Origin of the sequence: Burkholderia latens (assembly GCF_902499045.1) — a bacterium.
Taxonomy (GTDB): Bacteria; Pseudomonadota; Gammaproteobacteria; order Burkholderiales; family Burkholderiaceae; genus Burkholderia; species Burkholderia latens.
This window is the reverse complement of sequence record NZ_CABVPL010000036.1, coordinates 54,359-72,415: the sequence shown is the minus strand read 5'-3', so window position 1 is coordinate 72,415 and position 18,057 is coordinate 54,359. Positions and strand designations below refer to the sequence as shown.

19 protein-coding genes are annotated in these 18,057 nt (G+C 67.7%); 7 read left to right on the top strand and 12 right to left on the bottom strand.

Annotated elements, in window-relative coordinates; genetic code table 11:
- Positions 1-221 precede the first annotated feature (221 nt).
- On the bottom strand, positions 222-710 hold the full coding sequence (locus BSE24067_RS22220; protein ID WP_151064841.1) for an aminoacyl-tRNA deacylase: 489 nt from the start codon (positions 708-710) through the stop codon (positions 222-224).
- Positions 711-1,162: 452 nt separating this feature from the next.
- Here BSE24067_RS22220 and BSE24067_RS22215 point away from each other — a divergent pair, with 452 nt between their 5' ends.
- On the top strand, positions 1,163-1,456 hold the full coding sequence (locus BSE24067_RS22215; protein ID WP_151064840.1) for a YciI-like protein: 294 nt from the start codon (positions 1,163-1,165) through the stop codon (positions 1,454-1,456).
- A gap of 7 nt (positions 1,457-1,463) precedes the next feature.
- Here the strand turns inward: BSE24067_RS22215 and corA are convergent, their stop codons facing one another.
- Positions 1,464-2,441 carry a magnesium/cobalt transporter CorA gene (corA, locus tag BSE24067_RS22210; protein ID WP_151064843.1) on the bottom strand — a complete coding sequence of 326 codons (978 nt, stop codon included), beginning with the start codon at positions 2,439-2,441 and terminating at the stop codon, positions 1,464-1,466.
- A gap of 197 nt (positions 2,442-2,638) precedes the next feature.
- Here corA and cydX point away from each other — a divergent pair, with 197 nt between their 5' ends.
- Complete coding sequence (gene cydX, locus BSE24067_RS22205) at positions 2,639-2,785, top strand: cytochrome bd-I oxidase subunit CydX (RefSeq protein WP_151064839.1); 147 nt, start codon at positions 2,639-2,641, stop codon at positions 2,783-2,785.
- Complete coding sequence (locus BSE24067_RS22200) at positions 2,782-3,408, top strand: P-loop nucleotide/nucleoside kinase family protein (protein ID WP_151064838.1); 627 nt, start codon at positions 2,782-2,784, stop codon at positions 3,406-3,408. Before cydX ends, BSE24067_RS22200 begins: the two co-directional genes overlap by 4 nt.
- 106 nt (positions 3,409-3,514) lie before the next feature.
- On the opposite strand, the gene BSE24067_RS22195 is transcribed toward BSE24067_RS22200, so the two are convergent.
- Positions 3,515-4,615, bottom strand: coding sequence for a saccharopine dehydrogenase family protein (locus tag BSE24067_RS22195; protein ID WP_040144221.1), 1,101 nt, complete (start codon positions 4,613-4,615; stop codon positions 3,515-3,517).
- A 433-nt stretch (positions 4,616-5,048) separates the two neighbouring features.
- Positions 5,049-5,513 (bottom strand): Lrp/AsnC family transcriptional regulator, encoded by a 465-nt coding sequence (locus tag BSE24067_RS22190; RefSeq protein ID WP_006481526.1) that lies wholly within the window; start codon positions 5,511-5,513, stop codon positions 5,049-5,051.
- 336 nt (positions 5,514-5,849) lie between these two features.
- Here BSE24067_RS22190 and BSE24067_RS22185 point away from each other — a divergent pair, with 336 nt between their 5' ends.
- Positions 5,850-6,386 (top strand): Spy/CpxP family protein refolding chaperone, encoded by a 537-nt coding sequence (locus BSE24067_RS22185; protein ID WP_151064837.1) that lies wholly within the window; start codon positions 5,850-5,852, stop codon positions 6,384-6,386.
- A gap of 129 nt (positions 6,387-6,515) precedes the next feature.
- Positions 6,516-6,947 carry a PGDYG domain-containing protein gene (locus BSE24067_RS22180; protein ID WP_151064836.1) on the top strand — a complete coding sequence of 144 codons (432 nt, stop codon included), beginning with the start codon at positions 6,516-6,518 and terminating at the stop codon, positions 6,945-6,947.
- A gap of 58 nt (positions 6,948-7,005) precedes the next feature.
- Here the strand turns inward: BSE24067_RS22180 and BSE24067_RS22175 are convergent, their stop codons facing one another.
- The 8 genes from BSE24067_RS22175 to BSE24067_RS22140 all read right to left on the bottom strand — a co-directional run bounded on the left by BSE24067_RS22175 (position 7,006) and on the right by BSE24067_RS22140 (position 14,861).
- Complete coding sequence (locus BSE24067_RS22175) at positions 7,006-7,368, bottom strand: DUF3022 domain-containing protein (RefSeq protein ID WP_151064835.1); 363 nt, start codon at positions 7,366-7,368, stop codon at positions 7,006-7,008.
- A gap of 12 nt (positions 7,369-7,380) precedes the next feature.
- A complete protein-coding gene (locus tag BSE24067_RS22170) occupies positions 7,381-8,169 on the bottom strand; it encodes a YhfC family intramembrane metalloprotease (RefSeq protein WP_151064833.1) in 789 nt (262 codons plus the stop codon).
- A gap of 55 nt (positions 8,170-8,224) precedes the next feature.
- The gene (locus BSE24067_RS22165; protein WP_151064831.1) at positions 8,225-9,268 is read right to left on the bottom strand and encodes a LacI family DNA-binding transcriptional regulator; all 1,044 of its coding nucleotides are present in this window, start codon (positions 9,266-9,268) and stop codon (positions 8,225-8,227) included.
- Positions 9,269-9,605: 337 nt separating this feature from the next.
- Positions 9,606-10,571, bottom strand: a complete 966-nt coding sequence (locus tag BSE24067_RS22160; protein WP_151064829.1) for an NAD(P)-dependent oxidoreductase — start codon at positions 10,569-10,571, stop codon at positions 9,606-9,608.
- 5 nt (positions 10,572-10,576) lie between these two features.
- The gene (locus BSE24067_RS22155; protein WP_151064827.1) at positions 10,577-11,857 is read right to left on the bottom strand and encodes an MFS transporter; all 1,281 of its coding nucleotides are present in this window, start codon (positions 11,855-11,857) and stop codon (positions 10,577-10,579) included.
- Between the two features lie 163 nt (positions 11,858-12,020).
- Positions 12,021-13,013, bottom strand: coding sequence for a sugar kinase (locus BSE24067_RS22150; RefSeq protein ID WP_151064825.1), 993 nt, complete (start codon positions 13,011-13,013; stop codon positions 12,021-12,023).
- Positions 13,014-13,041: 28 nt separating this feature from the next.
- Positions 13,042-13,806, bottom strand: coding sequence for a sugar phosphate isomerase/epimerase (locus tag BSE24067_RS22145; RefSeq protein WP_151064823.1), 765 nt, complete (start codon positions 13,804-13,806; stop codon positions 13,042-13,044).
- Positions 13,807-13,967: 161 nt separating this feature from the next.
- Positions 13,968-14,861, bottom strand: coding sequence for a LysR family transcriptional regulator (locus tag BSE24067_RS22140; RefSeq protein WP_151064821.1), 894 nt, complete (start codon positions 14,859-14,861; stop codon positions 13,968-13,970).
- A 112-nt stretch (positions 14,862-14,973) separates the two neighbouring features.
- On the opposite strand from BSE24067_RS22140, the gene BSE24067_RS22135 reads away from it, so the two are divergent.
- The gene (locus BSE24067_RS22135) at positions 14,974-16,050 is read left to right on the top strand and encodes a YeiH family protein (protein ID WP_151064819.1); all 1,077 of its coding nucleotides are present in this window, start codon (positions 14,974-14,976) and stop codon (positions 16,048-16,050) included.
- Positions 16,051-16,165: 115 nt separating this feature from the next.
- Positions 16,166-17,899 carry a ClcB-like voltage-gated chloride channel protein gene (locus BSE24067_RS22130; RefSeq protein WP_208455049.1) on the top strand — a complete coding sequence of 578 codons (1,734 nt, stop codon included), beginning with the start codon at positions 16,166-16,168 and terminating at the stop codon, positions 17,897-17,899.
- The last annotated feature ends 158 nt before the right edge of the window (positions 17,900-18,057 follow it).

Sequence of the window (18,057 nt, the reverse complement as noted above, 5' to 3'; positions counted from 1 at the left end):
CAGCATGCGCCGAAACCCTCGAACTACGACATTTCAACTTTGCTCAGATGCGACATTACAACTTTGCTCTTACATCATTCAGGTCGATAATAATGATTATGTCAAATAATGAATTTGGCCGAGAACACCGCTGCAGCCGACGAAATCGCGAGCCCGCAATGTCCTCGACGGCGCCCTCGGACGCCGTCGCCATCCACAGCAAGCCCCGCGCACCGACGCAATCAGGAAACCCACATCCCCTGCATCTTGTGCGAGAAATGCGCGCGCTCGGCCGTCTCCATCAGCGTCAGGAATTCGTCCTGCATCATGTGGATCAGCGCCTCGTGGTCGCCGGCCTCGAAATACACTTCCGGCTGCTGCGCGAGCTGTTCCTCGAGGAAGGTCTTCATCCCGTACGCCATGCACACCGGCGGCAACGCGCCCATGTCGCAATCCTTGAACAGCTCGCGCAATTCGATTTCCTTGGCGAGCACGAGATGACGGCCGGTCTTGACCCAAAGGTCCGACAGCCGCACCGCGTGCGACGTCGGCAGCACAGCGGCGACGTAGCCTTCGTCGTCCTCGAGGAGCACGGTTTTCGCGAGACGATCACCGGGAATATGCGCGGCGGCGGCCGTCTCCATACTCGTATGGCTATAGGGGTGGTACACGACTTCGTACCGCGATGACTTCTGGCGCAGGCAATCCTGCAGGGTGGCTGATACAGGCATGGCACACCTCGTCTGGGCGAATCGGGCGGACAAAGTCCACTCCGGATTCGTTCAGCATAGGTCGCATTGCGGCTGATGGAAATACCGGCTCGCAGCGCCCGCCGGCCATTCGGCGCCGGCCCTTCAACGAACATGCAACCGCCCTCGCCGGCATGTGGAATCCGGCCCGACCACGCTCGCCAACCCGCCTTTCCTGAAGACAAAACGAGCGATGCGTGTTCCACGCGATGGCGCAAAAACAATGCGACGGCGATTCTGCGTCAGACCGTTAGTTGCGTTTAAAAGAAGGGCGACGGAAGCCTCCTACACCGGTTTCCACCGGCGCGACGAACCACGTTTCGGGCACGCTGTTGCACACCGCGCCGACAAAGGCCAAATCGCGCCCTATACTGAGCCCAAACCCAGACCATCCGTCCGCCATCCACGGCGGCCGGCTCGAGGAGCGAGCGACCATGCACTACCAGTTGATCTACGAACTCGTCGACGATTACCTGACCCGGCGCGAACAATACCGCGCCCAGCATCTCGCGCTCGCGCAGGCCGCGACCGAGCGCGGTGAACTCGTGCTCGCCGGTGCGCTGTCGGACCCGGCCGATCAGGCCGTACTCGTGTTCGAAGGCGATTCGCCGGAAGCGGCCGAATCGTTCGCGCGCGCCGATCCGTACGTGCAGAACGGCCTCGTGAAATCGTGGCGCGTGCGGCCGTGGCGCGTCGTGGTCGGCAAACACGCGCCGCGTCCCGTGTGAAGCCCGACTACAGCCACCCTGCCCGCTTGAAACGCCACCACAGCGCGAGATCGGCAACGGCCATCACCGCGATGCAGCCGTAGAACCCGTATTTCAGGTGCAGTTCGGGCATGTTCGCGAAGTTCATCCCGTAGATGCCGGCGATCATCGTCGGAATCGCGAACAGCGCGGCGAACGAACCGAGCCGCTTCGTCACCTCGTTCTCCGCGAGCGAAATCATCCCCAGGTTCACCTGGATCGCGGTCACGACCATCTCGCGCCGCCCTTCGATCGTCTTCACGATCCGCTGCAGATGGTCGTACACGTCGCGGAAGTAGGCCGCCATCCCGCTGCAGACTTGCGGCACACGCCCGCCGGTGAGCTTCGCGAGCGGCTCCATCAGCGGCGCCGTATGCTGGTACAGCAGCACGAGCCGGCGTTTCAGCGAATAGAGATCCTCGATGATCGCGCGCGACGACGCCGGCGTGGCTTTCGCGAAGATGCGATCCTCGAGTTCCTCGAGTTCGGCCCCGAGCGTTTCGAGGATCGGGAAATACCGGTCGACGACCTGGTCCATCAACGCGTAGAACACGAACGCCGAGCCCTCCCTCAGCAGATGCGGCTCCCGCTCGCAACGCTTGCGCACGTCGCGAAAATCGTGCTCGGTATGGTTGCGGATCGACAGCACGTAATTCGGGCCGACGAACACGTTCAATTCGCCGACCTTGAATTCGTCGTCCTCGTCGAGTTCGACCGTATGCAGCACCGCGAACAGCGAATCGCCGTATTCCTCGATCTTCGGCCGCTGATGGCCCTTGCGGGCATCCTCGAGCGCCAACTCGTGCAACCCGAATTCCTCGCCCATCAGATCGATTTCCTCGGGCGTCGGATCCTTCAGCGCGACCCATACGAAGCATTCGGGCTTCGACACGTAATCGCTGATGGCCTCGATGTCGATATCGGCCAGCTTGCGGCCGTCCTGGTAAGCAGCACAGTTGATCAGCATGTTGTCCACGATGTTGCGGTTTGCACATCAGTTTACCGGTTTGCTGCCCGGACGGCCCGGCTTGCGCGGCACACCGATATTGGTCATGATCGGGCTGCGTGCGCCGCAGCACGCGCCCCGGGGCGCTCGACACGCTCGCCGGGCGTGCATTGCGCACCGCACAACGACCGCGGCCCAACCGTCAAGGAGACAAACCTATGTGGTATTTCTCGTGGTTACTCGGCATTGGCGTGGCGCTCGGCTTCGGCATCATCAACGCGATGTGGCTGGAGGCGGAAGTGTTCTCGCGCGGCGACGAGCACGGCGACGCGTCGCGTACGGCCACCGGGAGCCGGTATTCGTGACACACCTGGTGTTTTTCTGCGGTCATGCCGGCACCGGCAAGACCACGCTCGCGAAGCGGCTGATCGGGCCGCTGATGCGCGCGACCGGCGAGGCCTTCTGCCTGCTCGACAAGGACACGCTGTACGGCCGCTACAGCGCGGCCGCGATGGGCGCCCTCACTTCCGATCCGAACGATCGCGACAGCCCGCTCTATCTGAAGCACCTGCGCGACCCCGAATACCAGGGTCTGCTGGATACCGCTCGCGAAAACCTTGCTCTGGGCATCGGCGTGCTCGTGGTGGGCCCGCTGTCGCGCGAAGTGCGTGACCGGCGCATTCTCGATCGCGCATGGCTCGGCATCGGACCGGACGTCACGTTGACGGTCGTGTGGGTCCATACGGCGGAAGACGTCGCGCACCAGCGGATCATCGCGCGCGGCAATCCGAACGATGCGTACAAGCTCGCGCACTGGGACGAGTACCGCCAACGCCGTTTCGTGCCGACCGGCCACGAATGCGACGGCATCGTGATGTTCGACAACACCGCGCCGTCCGACGCCGACATCGATGCGCTGCTGTACCGCATCGCACCGCCGGCACCGGCCGCGCCGCAGGCGACGATCGTCCCGCCGCTGCCGGCCTGACCCTCGTCCCCTGCCCGGCTCCCGTTCGCTTCGCCGCGCCCCAAAAAACAACGCCGGAAGCGCTGTTGCGCTCCCGGCGTCGCACGGCCCTCGTGCCGTCGATCCATCAGGCGACTTCGTGCACGCGCTCCATCGTGCCGCCTTCGTACAGCTTGCCGAAGCGGTTCGCGAGGAACGCCTTCAGCGACACTTTCTCCTGCGGGATGAAACCGCTCTGCGGCAGCTTCTTTTCGCGGAACAGATCCAGCACCGCGCACATCGCGCCGGCCGTCGTGATCTGGATCGCGCTCATGTGCATCCCGCATACGTCCTTCGCGAAGATCTTGCGCGTGAACACGTCCTGCACCAGCTGGCCGTCCTTCACGCCCGTCACCGTGACGAACACGAGCACGACGTCCTGCTTCGTCGACGGCACCGCGCGGCGCATGATCGACTTCAGCGTGTCGCGGTCGCTGGACAAGCGGAGGTCTTCCAGCAGGAACTGCACGAGTTCGCGGTGGCCCGGATAGCGGACCGACTTGTAGTCGAGCGTCTCGACCTTGCCCGACAGCGTCTCGCACAGCGTGCCCAGGCCGCCCGACGTATTGAATGCCTCGTATTCGGTGCCGTCGAGCGAGAAATGCTCGAGGCCTTCGAGCGGCTGCACCCACTGCTTGCGGCCGTCGCGGATCGCTTCGCACGGCTGACAGTATTCGTTGATCAGGCCGTCGACGCTCCACGTCAGGTTGTACTTCAGCGCGTTGGTCGGATATTCGGGCAGCGCGCCGACGCGCATCTTCACGTCGCGCACTTCGCTGAAACCGTTCACGAGCTCGTGCGCGGCGATGCCGATGAAGCCCGGCGCGAGGCCGCATTGCGGCATGAACGCACGGTCCGAACCGTCGGCCAGTTCGCGGATCGCGTGGGTCGCGCGCACGTCTTCGGTCAGGTCGAAGTAATGGACGCCGGCAGCCTTCGCCGCCGCGGCGACGTTGACGGCGAGGTAATACGGCAGCGCGTTGACGAGCGCATCGAAGCCCTTCACGGCTTCGCGGATCGCATTGGCGTCGGCCGAATCGACACGCTGCGTCGCGATGCCTTCGCGCGACAGCTTGGCGAGCGCATCCGCATCGCGGTCGAACGCGACGACTTCGTAGTCGCCCGTTTCACGCAGCATGTGAGCAATGGTGTGGCCGATCAGACCTGCGCCGACGATGGCGATTTTCATGCGCTTATCTCCTGATGATGGGTTTGGTGTTGGTGTACGGCGTTGAGCCATGAACACAGTTTAGGGACGCTCAAAATCAGTTCCAAGACGAAGAATGATGCGAAATGTCCGGTTAAATCGACGAAATGACGACACATTTCGTCACAACGACCAAATCATCTAAAAATCATGCAAATGACGCGTCGCAAACGGGCCGCTGCGAACGCGTGGGGATGGGCGGAAAGGAGCGGGAAAAGCGACACGGGGGCCCGCGAAAGAATCGGGGCGCACGCTACGACGAGCAGCCGGCGCAACGACGCACGCGCGACGCTGCACGAGGCAACGGTACGCGCTTCGGCGAGCGTCAATGGAAGGCAGGAACGGAAAAACCGGCGCGATGAATCCAACTGCGCGGCGGGATCACGGCGTCACGCGCGACACCGTCTGCGCCGCGTCACCCGCCGATCGTGCCGCGATCGATCTTGCGCGACAAGATGATCGACGTCGTCGTGCGCTCGACGCCTTCGAGCGTGCCGATCTGATCGAGCAGATCGTTGAGCCGCTCCGGCGAATCCGCACGCAGCCACGCGACATAGTCGTATTCGCCGCTCACCGCGCACAGCAGCTGCACTTCGGGCATCCGGTCGAGCTTGCGCAGCACGTCCTTGCCGAACTTCGGCGTGAGGATGATGCCGACGTATGCGTAGATGCTCGCATCGAGCACGTCCTGCCCGAGCCGTACGCTGTACCCGGCGATCACGTTCGTGCGCTCGAGCCGCGCGATGCGCGCGACGACCGTCGTGCGCGCGACGTCGAGCTGCCGCGCGAGATCGGCGACGCTTGCGCGCGCATCGGCTTGCAGCAGTGCGACGAGTTGCCGGTCGAGGTCGTCGAGTTGGTCGAGGCGAGGTGGACGCATGAGGCTGGGCCGGCGTGCAGCGCGCCGGCGAAATGGAACGTGACGCGATGATAGCGCCGAACGCCGGTGCGCCCAAACGGCATCGCGCGCCGTCACGCGCTACGCGTTCGCGCCGCCCGCCTCGTTCCCGCGCAATGACCGGCGAGCGGCCGGACGCGCGTTGCGTTCCCCCGCCCGTCATGCCCGTTTCAATTTCGATTCGTATCGGATGTAAGCAAGTGTCGCTTTCACTGCTGCGCCGCATGCGACGTGCTACTAATAACGGCGACGCGAGATGCGCGCTCGCGGCAGTCGCCGCCGCGCCCGCTCGCACGACATCACCCCGGAGAGCCCATCATGAAGAAAATCTCGCTCACCCTTGCGATGCTCGCCGTGACAGCCGGCGCATTCGCGCAAACGCAGACGCCTGCGCCGGCAACGGCGCCGGCGCAGGCCGCGTCGGCGCCGAGCGCCGAACAGCGCGCCGCGCGCCATGAAGCGCGCATCGAGCAGCGCATCAAGTACCTGCACGACCAGTTGAAGATCACGTCGGCGCAGGAGCCGCAATGGAAGACGTTCGCCGACACGATGCGCGCGAACGGCGACACGATGGGCCGCCTCTATCGCGAACGGATGGAAAGCCGCAACGTGTCCGCCGTCGACGACATGAAGCAGTACGCGGAACTCGCGCAGGCGAACGCGGACGGCGCGAAGAAGCTCGCCGACGCGTTCGCGCCGCTGTACGACAGCTTCCCGGCGGACCAGAAGGCGCTGGCCGACACGACGTTCCGCAGCTGGCTGCACCACGGCGGCGAACGCCGCGGCAAGGGCAACGCGAAAAAGGACGGCAAGGCGGCACCCGCACCGGCCGCAAGCGCACCCGCGCAACCCTGACGTCCGCCACGCCGGCGCCACGCTGCCCGCACGGGCGAAACGTCGCCGCGCATCCCGCGGGCATTCGGCGCGTCACACGGCGCGCCGAATTCGGGATAAGCTCCCGGCTTTTCCCGCACATCCGCCGCCATGCTCGAACTCAAGCACCTTGATCTGCGTACCGACCCGCAAGCCCGTCGCGTCGTGAAGGACGAAACCGTCACGGTCGCCTTCGCGGATGCCGACGGCGAACTGATGAGCCTCGAAGGTCCGAACCGCTATGTCGCGGGCGACGCGCTCATCACCGGCTCGACCGGCGATCGCTGGGTCGTGTCGCGGGAGCGTTTCGACGCGAAGTACCTGCCCGCCGATCCGGCGCTCGCGCACGGCACGCCGGGCGCATACCGGAACCGGCCGGCCGTCGTGCTTGCTCGCCGGATGGACGCGCCCTTCACGATCGCGCGCTCGGAAAACGGCGACACGCTGCGCGGCGTCGCCGGCGACTGGGTGATGCAATATGCGCCCGGCGACTATGGCGTCGTGCAGGCGCAGCGCTTCGCGCAGGTTTATCGCGACGCGTAAGCGCACCGCGTGACATGCGCTGCGCCTGCATCGCGCCGGCGCGCGCCGACGTTACCGTTCAAGCAAAGTCTTCGTCGAGTTCGAGTTCCGCGTCGCGCTCGACGGCCTCGCCCGCCGCGTGCCGCTCCTCGAGCGATCCCAGCATGGCTTCGGTATACGCGTGCAGCACCGCATGGCTGCGAGCGCGCTGCATCGGCCGCAGCGCCAGATAGCGCGCGAGCGCGGCCGGCACGATCCGGATGTCGAGCGTCATCCGCTTCGGCGTCGCGCCGAAACGCATCGCGAGCCACTGCACGGACAGGAACCGCCCGCGTTCGTCGCTGCTTTCCGTGAAGCGCGTCTGCTCCGGAAAGAGATCGCAAATCACGCGCGCGAGCGCGTCGAACTCCGCGCTCCGGCATTCGATCAGATAGTCGTCCATTCGGTCGCTCCGTCAGGCCGCCGCACGCGGCGACCGGCACGTCTTCACCAGCACGGCGACCAGGATCGCGGCCAGCACGAAATACACGGCTTCGAGCGCACCCGCCGGCAGCACGCGCACCTGATACGACAACGCCGGCGCGGCCGCGAGCGCATGCAGCACGATCGCAAGCGGGAGCACGGCCGCGCGGCCGGCACGCACGCCGCGCCAGACGAGCACGGACAGCGCCAACTGCACGACGAACGCCGCGCAGCGCTCGATCAGCAACAGCAGGATCGACTGCGCCGACAGCGTCGCCAGCATCACGTGCAGCCGCACGACCGTATCGCCCGGCAGGTCCGCGAGCTGTGCCTCGAGCTGCCCGCGGCTCGCGAGCCACGCGAGATATGACCACTGGCCCCACACGAGCACGCCGACGAACCACGCTTCGGCGCCCGCATGACCGATCCCGTAGCCGATGCCGCGGCCGTCGCCGGCCGGCGCGCCGTAGCGGCGCTTCAGGAAACGCATTCCGAGATAACGGCCGACCTCCTCGAACACGGCGGTCGCGAGCGCGCTGTACGCGACGAACGCGAGCGGCTGCGTGAGCCAGCCGCCGGCGGGCGTCTGGCTCAGCACGAGGCCATGGAATGCGCGTTCGACGATCATCGCGAACAGCGTGAAGGCGGCGACGCCGACGATCGTGTCGCGGCGGTCGAGCGCAAGCGGCTTGCGCAGGATACGGAAGAGAACGAACGGCAGTAGCGCGATGATCAGCGTGGCGGCGATCAGCACCGCCAGCGTGACGGGGGCGACAGTCATGTATTTCCTTGGTTCGAAGCAGCGCACGTGACGCGCCGCGTGCCCCGAATGATACTCAGCTTGCGGTCGACGCGCGCGCGATCAGCTCGCCCGACAGCATCGCGACGCGCACGTCGCCGGCCGCGCCGTCGATGCGCTCGTGCACGAATTCGACGGCCTTGTAGCCGATTTCGTAGGTCGGCTGGCGGATCGTCGTGATCCCGATCAGCTCGGCCCACTCCGGATCGTCGATCGACAGCAGCGCGGCCTTGTCCTGCCACGCGGCGCCGAACCGCGCGCGCAGGTGGCGCGCGATCGCGAGCGCGACCGGCGCGTTCGCGGCGAACAGCGCCGCGCGCACGCCGCGCCGCATCGCACCGTCGACGCGCACGTCGAGATCAGCCAGCGCTGCGGCGGCCGCGGCAGGCTCGTCGAGGTCCAGCACGATCGTCGGCGGCACCGGCAGCCCGCGCGCGTCGAGCGCCGCGCGGAACGCGGCCTCGCGCAGGCGCCGCGAACTGACGCGCTCGAACGGCTGCACGACGAAATGAATCGCATCGAAGCCGCGCGCGACGAGGTGCGTAAGCGCCGTCTCGATCGCGTCGGTGTTGTCGAGCCCGACCAGGTCGGCCTCGAAGCCTTCGACCGTCCGGTCGACCAGCACGGCCGGGATGCCGGCGCCGCGCAGCGGCCGCAGCACGTCTTCGTCGGCGCCGAGCGCGTTGACGATCAGCCCTTCGACGCGATAGGTCGTGAGCAGCTGCAGGAAGCGCCGCTCCATCTCGAGCTCGTTCGCCGCGTGGCAGATCAGCGGCATGTAGCCGAGCGCGTGGCACGCGGCCTCGACGCCCTGCAGCACTTCGACGGTATACGGATTGGTCAGGTCGGCCGCGAGCATCCCGAGCAACCGGTTGCGGCCGCGCTTCAGCCCGCGCGCCATCTGGTTCGGCCGGTAGTTGAGGCGCGCGATCGCCGTCTCGATCCGCTGGCGCAGATCGGCGGACAGCACGTGCGTCTCGCCGTTCAGATAGCGCGAAACGCTGGTCTTGCCCGTGCCGGCTTCGCGGGCGACGTCGCTGATCGTCGCCGGGCGCTGCGTGGAAGGTTGCGAATCGCTCAAGTCGTGCCTCGCGACGTACGATCCGCGCCGCTTCGTGCGCGGACGGACCATTGTTGTTGGATACCAAAGCCACCCGGCGAACACCGCCGGCCCCATGCTTCGCGGCCGATCGGCGCCGGGGCGCTCACCCCGGCCGCCTGAAACGAACGGCGTCGGCCGCACCCGCCGCCGGCCCCCGAGCCGGCATCGGCGCCCGTCGCCGGACGCCGCCGCCCGCACGGCCGGGCTCGTCGATACGACGAGCGGGCGATCATAACGCAGCCCGCGCTCCCGCACCAAGACCATCGACTCTAACGGCGTCGCCGGTCGTTCGCGCCCGTTCGCGGCCCGCCGCCGCTTACGCGAGCGCGAGCGCGTCGGGATTGACCAGGTTCGTGCGCAGCGTGCCGGCGAGCGCGCCGATCAGGTTTTCCGCGGCGCAGCGCGCCATCGCGTGGCGCGTCTCGTGCGTCGCCGAGCCGATATGCGGCAGCGCGACGACGTTGCTCATCCGCAGCAGCGGCGAATCGGCCGAAAGCGGCTCCTTCTCGAACACGTCGAGGCCCGCGCCGCGGATCGTGCCCGCGCGCAGCGCATCGATCAGCGCGGCCTCGTCGACCACGGGCCCGCGCGACGCATTGATCAGGATCGCGCCGCGCTTCATCTTCGCGAATTCGGCCGCGCCGATCAGGTGATGCGTTTCCGGCGACAGCGGCACCTGCAGGCACACGAAATCCGACTGCGCGAGCAGTTCGTCGAGCGTCACGCGGCGCGCGCCGTACTGCGTTTCGGCTTCCGCGTGCGCGGAACGGTTCGTGTACAGCACCTGCATCCTGAAGCCGAGCGCCGCGCGGCGCGCGACCGCGCCGCCGATCCGCCCGAGCCCGACGATGCCGAGCGTCTTGCCCTGCACGTCCGTGCCGTAAAGATCCGGGCCGATGCTGCGATGCCAGTGGCCTGCCTTCACCCACTCCGCCAGCTCGACCACGCGCCGCGCGGACGCGAGGATCAGCGAGAACACGGTGTCGGCCGTCGATTCGGTCAGCACGTCGGGCGTATGCGCGAGCACGATGCCGCGCCGCGTGAGATCCGCGACGTCGAAGTTGTCGTAGCCGACCGAGATCGTCGACCACGCCTTCAGCCGCGGTGCGCGATCGAGCATCTGCGGCGTGATCTTCAGGCTCGCGCCGATCGCGCCGTCGGCGTCGCCGAGCGCATCGGCGAGCGCGTCGGCGCCGTCGGCCTGCACGACTTCGGCGTGCTCGCGCAGATACGCGAGGACGTCATCGGGCAGCGGCTTGTACGCGACGATACGAGGCTTCATCGTTTTCATTTTCCTTGCAGCGGCGTCGCGAGCGCGTGCGCATCGCGCGCCTGGGGTTTGACGGACAGCGTGAGGATCACCGCGGCGACGAGCGCGGCGCTCATGAACGCATACGACGCGAGCGGCGAGCCGGTCGCCCCGTTCAGGTAGCCGACGAAATACGAGCCGACGAACGAGCCCAGCGCGCCCATGCTGTTGATCAGCGCCATCGCGCCGCCGGCGACGTTTCTCGGCAGCAGCTCCGGCACGATCGCGAAGAACGGGCCGTACGGTGCGTACATCGCGGCGCCCGCGACGACCAGCAGCGCGTACGAGATCCAGAAATGCGACGAGCCGAGCGCATACGACGCGGCGAACGCGCCCGCGCCGACCAGCAGGAACGGCCACACGAAGCCGCGGCGCGAGCCGACCTTGTCGGACGCCCACGACGCGGCCAGCATCGCGATCGTCGCCGCGAGATACGGCAGCGCCGACAGCCAGCCGGTCGCGACCATCCCGAGCTCGGAGCCGTTCTTGACGATCGACGGCAGCCACAGCACGAAGCCGTACACGCCGATGCTCCAGCAGAAGTACTGCGCGCACAGCTTGATCACGGCCGGCGAACGGAACGCCTCGCCGTAGTTGCGCACCGGCTTGATCGCCGCCTGTTCGGCCGCGAGCGCGGCGTCGAGATCGCGCTTTTCCTGTGCGTTGAGCCACGGCGAATCGGCCGGCTTGTCCTGCACGAGGAACCACCAGCACACGGCCCAGATGATGGCCGGCACGCCTTCGGCGATGAACATGTGGCGCCAGCCGAATTCGTGCACGAGATAGCCCGACACGATCGACATCCACAGCACCGTGACCGGGTTGCCGAGAATCAGGAACGTGTTCGCGCGCGAGCGTTCGTTCTTCGTGAACCAGTTGCTGATGTAGATCAGCATCGCCGGCATCACGGCCGCCTCGACCACGCCGAGCACGAAGCGGATCGCCATCAGCGACGGGATGTTCGTGACCACGCCGGTGAGCGCCGCGCACGCGCCCCACAGCACGAGGCTCGCGAACACGAGCTTCTTGACGCTGCGGCGCTCCGCGTAGATCGCGCCCGGAATCTGGAAGAAGAAGTAGCCGAGGAAGAACAGCGCGCCGATCAGCGACGACAGGCCCTTGCTGATGCCGAGGTCCTGGTTGATGCCGGCCGCGGCTGCGAACCCGTAATTCGCGCGATCGAGATAAGCGAGGCTGTAGGTGATGAACACGATCGGCATGATCGTCCACCAGCGTCGGGCTGCGAGATTGGCTGCCATCTGAGTGTCTCCTTGGGTGATCGGAGTGGGCGGGTCAAACGCCCGGCTCCGCTCCCGTCCTTTGGGAATTGGCCGGCGTCGGCGCGGCTGCGCCGTGTCCGGCCTCATGCAAAACCGTGCACGAAGCACGCAACAGTCCGCGGATTGTGCCGTGTCCGGCCTCTCATTGCGCGGAGACGATTTCCTCTAAGCGATCGGCGCGATTGCTGACGTTTTCGAGCCGATCGAGTGCTGCCCGGGTCGGCAGGCCTTCCGAATCGCCGATCACCTGGATCGCGAGCGCGCCGATGCGATTGCCGCGCGCGACGGCCTGCTCGATCGGCTTGCCTTCCAGCAGCGCGCTGACCACGCCGACCGCGAAGCCGTCGCCGGCGCCGACCGTGTCGACCACGTTCGCGACGCGCTCGCCGGCCACCGTGCCGTCGCGGCCGTCGGCCGTGCGGAAGTAAGCGCCGTCGGCGCCCAGCTTGATCACGACGCCGCGCGCGCCCTGGGCCAGGTAGAAGCCCGCGATGTCGGCCGGCGTGTCGTGCCCGGTGAGCTGCTGCCCTTCGGCGAGGCCCGGCAGCACCCAGTCGGCGAGCGTCGCGAGCGCGTTCAGCGTCTTCGCCATCACGTCGGCGGACGGCCACAGCGTCGGGCGCAGGTTCGGATCGAACGAGATCGTCTTGCCGGCCGCGCGCATCTCGCGTGCGAGCTTGAATGCGAGCTCGCACGACGTCGCGGAGATCGCCGGCGCGACGCCGGTCAGATGCAGATGACGGGCGCCAAGCACGTAGCCGGGCATGAAGTCGTCGCACGACAGGTAGCTCGCGGCCGAGCCTTTGCGGAAATATTCGACGGTCGGGTCGCTGCCGTCGTCGTTGCGCGACTTCAGTTGAAAGCCGGTCGGATAGCGCGGATCGACGGTCACGCACGATGCGTCGATGCCTTCGCGCGCGAGCGTGTCGAGCACGTAGCGGCCGAACGAATCGCGGCCGACCCGGCTCATCCAGCCGACCCTGAAGCCGAGCCGCGACAGGCCGATCGCGACGTTCAGGTCCGCGCCCGCGATCCGTTTCGTGAATTGCGCGGCGTGCGCGAGGTGGCCGGGCTCGGCGGCGACGAACATCGCCATCGCTTCGCCGTAGGTCACGACATCGAGTGCTGCTTTCATGAATGAACTCCTCCGTATCCTTCCGGCATCACGCGGCGGCGAGCCATGCCACGCGCCGGCCGGCATCGCCGGCGAGATCGGCCGCATCGAACGGGAACTCGATCCCGCGCGGCGCCGCTTGCGGCAACACCGCGAGCACGCCCGTGACGAGCGGGTCGCCTGCCGCCGGCGCCACCGCGAAACGGCGCGCGCCGTCGCCGACGACTGCCTTGCAATGAATGTATTCCACGTGCGGCGCCAGCGCGTGCGCGCACGCGAGCGGCGCTTCGCCCGGCCACTGCCAGTTGCCGATGTCGAACGTCATGCCCAGCGCATCAGGCGTGCCGGCCGCGGCGAGCGCGGCGAACAGCCCGCGAAACTGCGCGAGCGCGCCGCCGACCGGCAGCTGGCCATTCTCCACCACCACGCGGGCACGCGCGCCGCGCGACAGCGCGACGATTTCCGCCGCATACGCTTCGCCCGCGAACCCGCCGAGCTGAAACTTCACGAAGCGCGCGCCGAGCGCGTCCGCTTCGGCGAGCGTGCCGCGCAGCGCGCCCGTGTCGAGCGCGCCGGTTTGCGTATACAGCGTCGCCGGCGTCGAATAGACCGACCACAAGCCCTGCGCGCCGATTTCGGCGCCGAGCGCGGCCAGCGCGCCGGGCGTCGCGTCGTCGTCCGACGCGAACAGCTCGCGCCGCACCTCGAAGCCGCTCGCACCGGATGCGGCCGCGGTCGCGATGAATGCCCGATGGCCCTGCTGGCGCACGCGGTCCATTCCGAATGCGCTCGCCACGATCACGATGTCTGCCATTTCCGCCCTTTTTTACCGGAATGGAACCGGTTCCATTTGCTTGAGACGGATGGTGCGCTTCGCGTCTGGCGCACGCCATAGAGAAAATCCCTAAGAACTGCCGCCGCCCCGCGCGCGCTCGTTGGCGCGAATGGGATTTTCCTGTGCGGCGCGCCGGCCGCCTATTTCGGGTCGTGCGCGAGGCTCATCTCGAGGAACTGCGCAGCCACGCGCGACGGCGCGGCGCCGTGCGGCACCAGGATCGAGAAATGACGCGTCAGCGGCTCGGGCGCCAGCGAGCGCGGCACGAGCGCGTCATCCTCATGACGTAGCGACATCGCGGACACAAAGCCGACGCCCATCCCTGCGCGCACGGCCTCCTTCACCGCTTCGACGCCCGCGATCTCGAGCGCGACGCGCATCTGCGTGCCGCCGTGCGCGAACGCGCGTTCGACGAGTTGCCGCACGCCGGAGCCCTCCTCGCGCAGTACGACCGGATGCGCGGCGAGTGCGTCGAGCGTGACGCCCGCGTCGTGATCGGGGGCCGCAAGCGGATGCCCGGCCGGCACGACCGCGACGATCTCGTCCTCGTGCCACGCATGCACGGCGGTGCCGGGCGGCAGCGCCTCGCCCGGCGGCCCTTCGATCATCGCGATGTCGAGCGACGCCAGCGCGGCGACCACGTCGGCCGTGTTGCCGCTCATCGTCTGGATCGCGACCCGCGGCGCGCGCGGCTGGAACGCCGCGATCAGGTAAGGCAGCAGGTAGCTCGCCGGCGTCGTGCTCGCGCCGATCCGCAGCGTGCCGGCGTCGAGGCCACGCACCGCGTCGCGGAACGCACGAGCCTGCGCGAACGCGTCGCGCTGCGCGTTCGCGTACTGCGCGAGCTGTTCGCCGACCGGCGTCAGCCGGATGCCGCGCCCGTCGCGCTGGTACAGCGGCTCGCCGAACTCGTCCTGCAGCAGACGCAGCTGGCCCGACACGGCCGGCTGCGACAGGTGCAGCGCGACGGCCGCGCGGCTGATGTTCAGGTGCTCGGCGACAGCCGCGAAGGTTATCAGTTGATCCGGGGTCATGGCGATGAATTATCGGCTTTCCGGATAGTTTATGTCACAAATCACAATTTCTCATATCGATATATCGAAATTAGGATTAAGCCCATCGCAACCTGTTCAATCACGGTGCCCCATGTCTACTGCCCCGAGCCCTCATCTCAGTCACGCCGCGCCGTCGATGCGCGGCCAGTTGAACGGTGTGCTGTTCGTCGCGCTGTTCGCCGCCGCCGTCACCAGTCTGTCGGCGCTGCCGGCGATCGCCGCGCTCGGGCTGTCGCCGCTGATCGTCGGCATCGTCGCCGGCGCGCTGTACGGCAATGCGCTGCGCGACGGCATGCCCGCGAGCTGGGCGGCCGGCGTGAACTTTTCCGCGCGCAAGCTGCTGCGCATCGCCGTCGCGTTCTTCGGGCTGCGCGTGAGCCTGCAGGAAATCGCGCAGGTCGGCCTGCCGGGCCTGACGGTCTCGGTGCTGGTCGTCGTCAGCACGCTCGCGATCGGCACGTGGGTCGGCATGAAGGTGATGAAGCTCGATCGCGACGCGGCGCTGCTGACCGCCGCCGGCAGCGCGATCTGCGGCGCGGCCGCCGTGCTCGCGTTCGAATCGACGCTGCAGTCGAAGCCGCACCAGAGCGCGATGGCCGTGGGCAGCGTCGTGCTGTTCGGCACGCTGTCGATGTTCCTTTACCCGTTCGCGTATCACGCCGGTCTGCTGAACCTCGACCCGGCCGGCCTCGGCCTGTTCTTCGGCGGCACGATCCATGAGGTCGCGCAGGTGGTCGGCGCGGCAAGCGACATCAGCCCGGAAGTCACGCACGTGGCGACCATCGTGAAGATGACCCGCGTGATGCTGCTGGTGCCGGTGCTGCTGACGCTCGGCTGGTGGCTCGCCCGCTCGGCCCGCGCCGGCGCTGATGGTGCGGACGGCGCGCACGCCCGGCGCAAGGTCGCCGTGCCGTGGTTCGCACTCGGCTTCCTCGGCTTCGTGATCGTGAATTCGCTGAACGTGCTGCCCGCCGACGTCACGCATACGTTGAACGGGCTCGACACTTTCGCGCTGACGATGGCGATGACCGCGCTCGGCATCGAGACGCGCGTCGCGCAGATCCGCGAGGCCGGCCCGCGCGCACTGATCACCGGCCTGATCCTGTACGTATGGCTGATCGCCGGCGGTTACGCGATCACCTGGGCCGTGCAGCACTGGCTTGGCTGAGCCGCGCGTCCGCGCCGCGACACGCGCCGCGCCCGACGGGAAGGTCCCGCGGGCGCGGCGCAGTGCTATGCTTCGCGTCGTTTTCCTTCGTCCCCTTCACCATCCACTTTCAGCCGTGCTCTCGTTCCTGCTGAAGCTGCGCACTCGCGCCCAGACGCTGTTCCGCCTGTCGGATGCCCATACGATGCTGATCTGGTCGGCGATCGTCGGCGTCGGCGGCGCGTTCGCCACCATGACGTTCCGCGAAGGCATCGACCTGATGCAGCGGCTGATCTCGGGGCACAGCGGCAGCTTCGTGCAGATGGCGAGAAGCCTGCCGTGGTACGTGCGCTTCTGGATGCCGGCCGCGGGCGGCTTCCTCGCCGGCTGCGTGCTGCTGCTCGCGACGCGCGGCGACCGTAAATCCGGCAACATCGACTACATGGAGGCCGTCGCGCTCGGCGACGGCGTCGTGCCGGTCCGGCAAAGCCTGTGGCGCAGCGTGTCGTCGCTACTGACGATCGGCAGCGGCGGCTCGATCGGCCGCGAAGGCCCGATGGTGCAGCTCGCGGCGCTCACCGCGTCGCTGGTCGGCCGCTTCGTGCACTTCGACCCGCCGCGGCTGCGCCTGCTCGTCGCGTGCGGCGCGGCCGCCGGTATCACGTCTGCGTACAACGCGCCGATCGCCGGCGCGTTCTTCGTGTCCGAAATCGTGCTCGGCACGATCGCGATGGAGAGCTTCGGGCCGATGGTCGTCGCGTCCGTCGTCGCAAACATCGTGATGCGCGAATTCGCCGGCTACCGGCCGCCGTACGAAATGCCGGTGTTTCCGGCCGTGACGGGCGCCGAGGTGCTGCTGTTCGTCGTGCTGGGCGCGCTGTGCGGCGTGCTCGCGCCGCAGTTCCTGCACCTGCTCGATGCGTCGAAGAACCACTTCAAGCGGCTGCCCGTGCCGCTGCCGGCGCGGCTCGCGCTCGGCGGCCTCGTGGTCGGCGTGATCTCCGTGTGGATTCCGGACGTGTGGGGCAACGGGTACAGCGTCGTGAACGGGATCCTGCATGCGCCGTGGACCTGGCAGGCGCTCGTCGCGGTCCTGGTGTTCAAGGTCGTCGCGACCGCCGCGACGGCCGGCTCGGGCGCGGTCGGCGGCGTGTTCACGCCGACGCTGTTCGTCGGCGCGGTGTTCGGCTCGCTGTTCGGGCTTGCGATGAACGCGCTGTGGCCGGGCCACACGTCCGCGTACTTCGCGTATGCGATGGTCGGCATGGGCGCGTTCATGGCCGGCGCCACGCAGGCGCCGCTGATGGCGATCCTGATGATCTTCGAGATGACCCTCAGCTATCAGGTCGTGCTGCCGCTGCTGGTGTCGTGCGTGTTCGCGTATTTCACCGCGCGCGCGACCGGCACGACGTCGATGTACGAAATCACGCTGCGCCATCTGCAGGACGCGCAGGAGCGGCTGCGGCTGCGCACCACGCAGATGCGCGAGCTGATCCAGCCCGCGCAGACGGTCGTGCCGCTCACCGCGAGCGTCGCCGACATGACGCGCGTGTTCCTCGAATATCCGGTGAAGTATCTGTACGTGACCGACGACGCGGGGCGCTTCCGCGGCGCGGTGGCGTTGAAGGACATTACGTCCGATCTGCTCGACAAGCGCGACACGGCCGACAAGACGGCCGCGCACTACGCGCATACGCCGTTTCCGCTGCTCACGCCCGACATGCCGCTCGCGACCGCGCTCGAACGCTTCATGGCGTTCCAGGGCGAACGGCTGCCGGTGATCGAAAGCGAAGCGGAGCCGACGCTCGCGGGCGTCGTCTACAAGACGTCGCTGCTGGACGCGTACCGGCGGATGACCGGCGAGCGCTGACCGGCGGCCGCGCGGCCGGCCGCCGCTCCGCTCTCTTTCCGTTTCGCCCCTCCGCCACCGTCGTCAGCCGGCGCCGCATCGTTGCGGCGGCCGGCTGCGGATCCCTCTTCCGCGCGGATACGCACATCCACCAGCAGCACTCGCTTCCCGATATTCGA

Excerpts from the sequence above, each read along its gene's own strand:
- BSE24067_RS22220 (WP_151064841.1), bottom strand. The coding sequence starts at position 710 with ATGCCTGTATCAGCCACCCTGCAGGATTGCCTGCGCCAGAAGTCATCG.
- BSE24067_RS22215 (WP_151064840.1), top strand. The coding sequence starts at position 1,163 with ATGCACTACCAGTTGATCTACGAACTCGTCGACGATTACCTGACCCGG.
- corA (WP_151064843.1), bottom strand. The coding sequence starts at position 2,441 with ATGCTGATCAACTGTGCTGCTTACCAGGACGGCCGCAAGCTGGCCGAT.
- cydX (WP_151064839.1), top strand. The coding sequence starts at position 2,639 with ATGTGGTATTTCTCGTGGTTACTCGGCATTGGCGTGGCGCTCGGCTTC.
- BSE24067_RS22195 (WP_040144221.1), bottom strand. The coding sequence starts at position 4,615 with ATGAAAATCGCCATCGTCGGCGCAGGTCTGATCGGCCACACCATTGCT.
- BSE24067_RS22190 (WP_006481526.1), bottom strand. The coding sequence starts at position 5,513 with ATGCGTCCACCTCGCCTCGACCAACTCGACGACCTCGACCGGCAACTC.
- BSE24067_RS22185 (WP_151064837.1), top strand. The coding sequence starts at position 5,850 with ATGAAGAAAATCTCGCTCACCCTTGCGATGCTCGCCGTGACAGCCGGC.
- BSE24067_RS22180 (WP_151064836.1), top strand. The coding sequence starts at position 6,516 with ATGCTCGAACTCAAGCACCTTGATCTGCGTACCGACCCGCAAGCCCGT.
- BSE24067_RS22175 (WP_151064835.1), bottom strand. The coding sequence starts at position 7,368 with ATGGACGACTATCTGATCGAATGCCGGAGCGCGGAGTTCGACGCGCTC.
- BSE24067_RS22170 (WP_151064833.1), bottom strand. The coding sequence starts at position 8,169 with ATGACTGTCGCCCCCGTCACGCTGGCGGTGCTGATCGCCGCCACGCTG.
- BSE24067_RS22160 (WP_151064829.1), bottom strand. The coding sequence starts at position 10,571 with ATGAAGCCTCGTATCGTCGCGTACAAGCCGCTGCCCGATGACGTCCTC.
- BSE24067_RS22155 (WP_151064827.1), bottom strand. The coding sequence starts at position 11,857 with ATGGCAGCCAATCTCGCAGCCCGACGCTGGTGGACGATCATGCCGATC.
- BSE24067_RS22150 (WP_151064825.1), bottom strand. The coding sequence starts at position 13,013 with ATGAAAGCAGCACTCGATGTCGTGACCTACGGCGAAGCGATGGCGATG.
- BSE24067_RS22145 (WP_151064823.1), bottom strand. The coding sequence starts at position 13,806 with ATGGCAGACATCGTGATCGTGGCGAGCGCATTCGGAATGGACCGCGTG.
- BSE24067_RS22140 (WP_151064821.1), bottom strand. The coding sequence starts at position 14,861 with ATGACCCCGGATCAACTGATAACCTTCGCGGCTGTCGCCGAGCACCTG.
- BSE24067_RS22135 (WP_151064819.1), top strand. The coding sequence starts at position 14,974 with ATGTCTACTGCCCCGAGCCCTCATCTCAGTCACGCCGCGCCGTCGATG.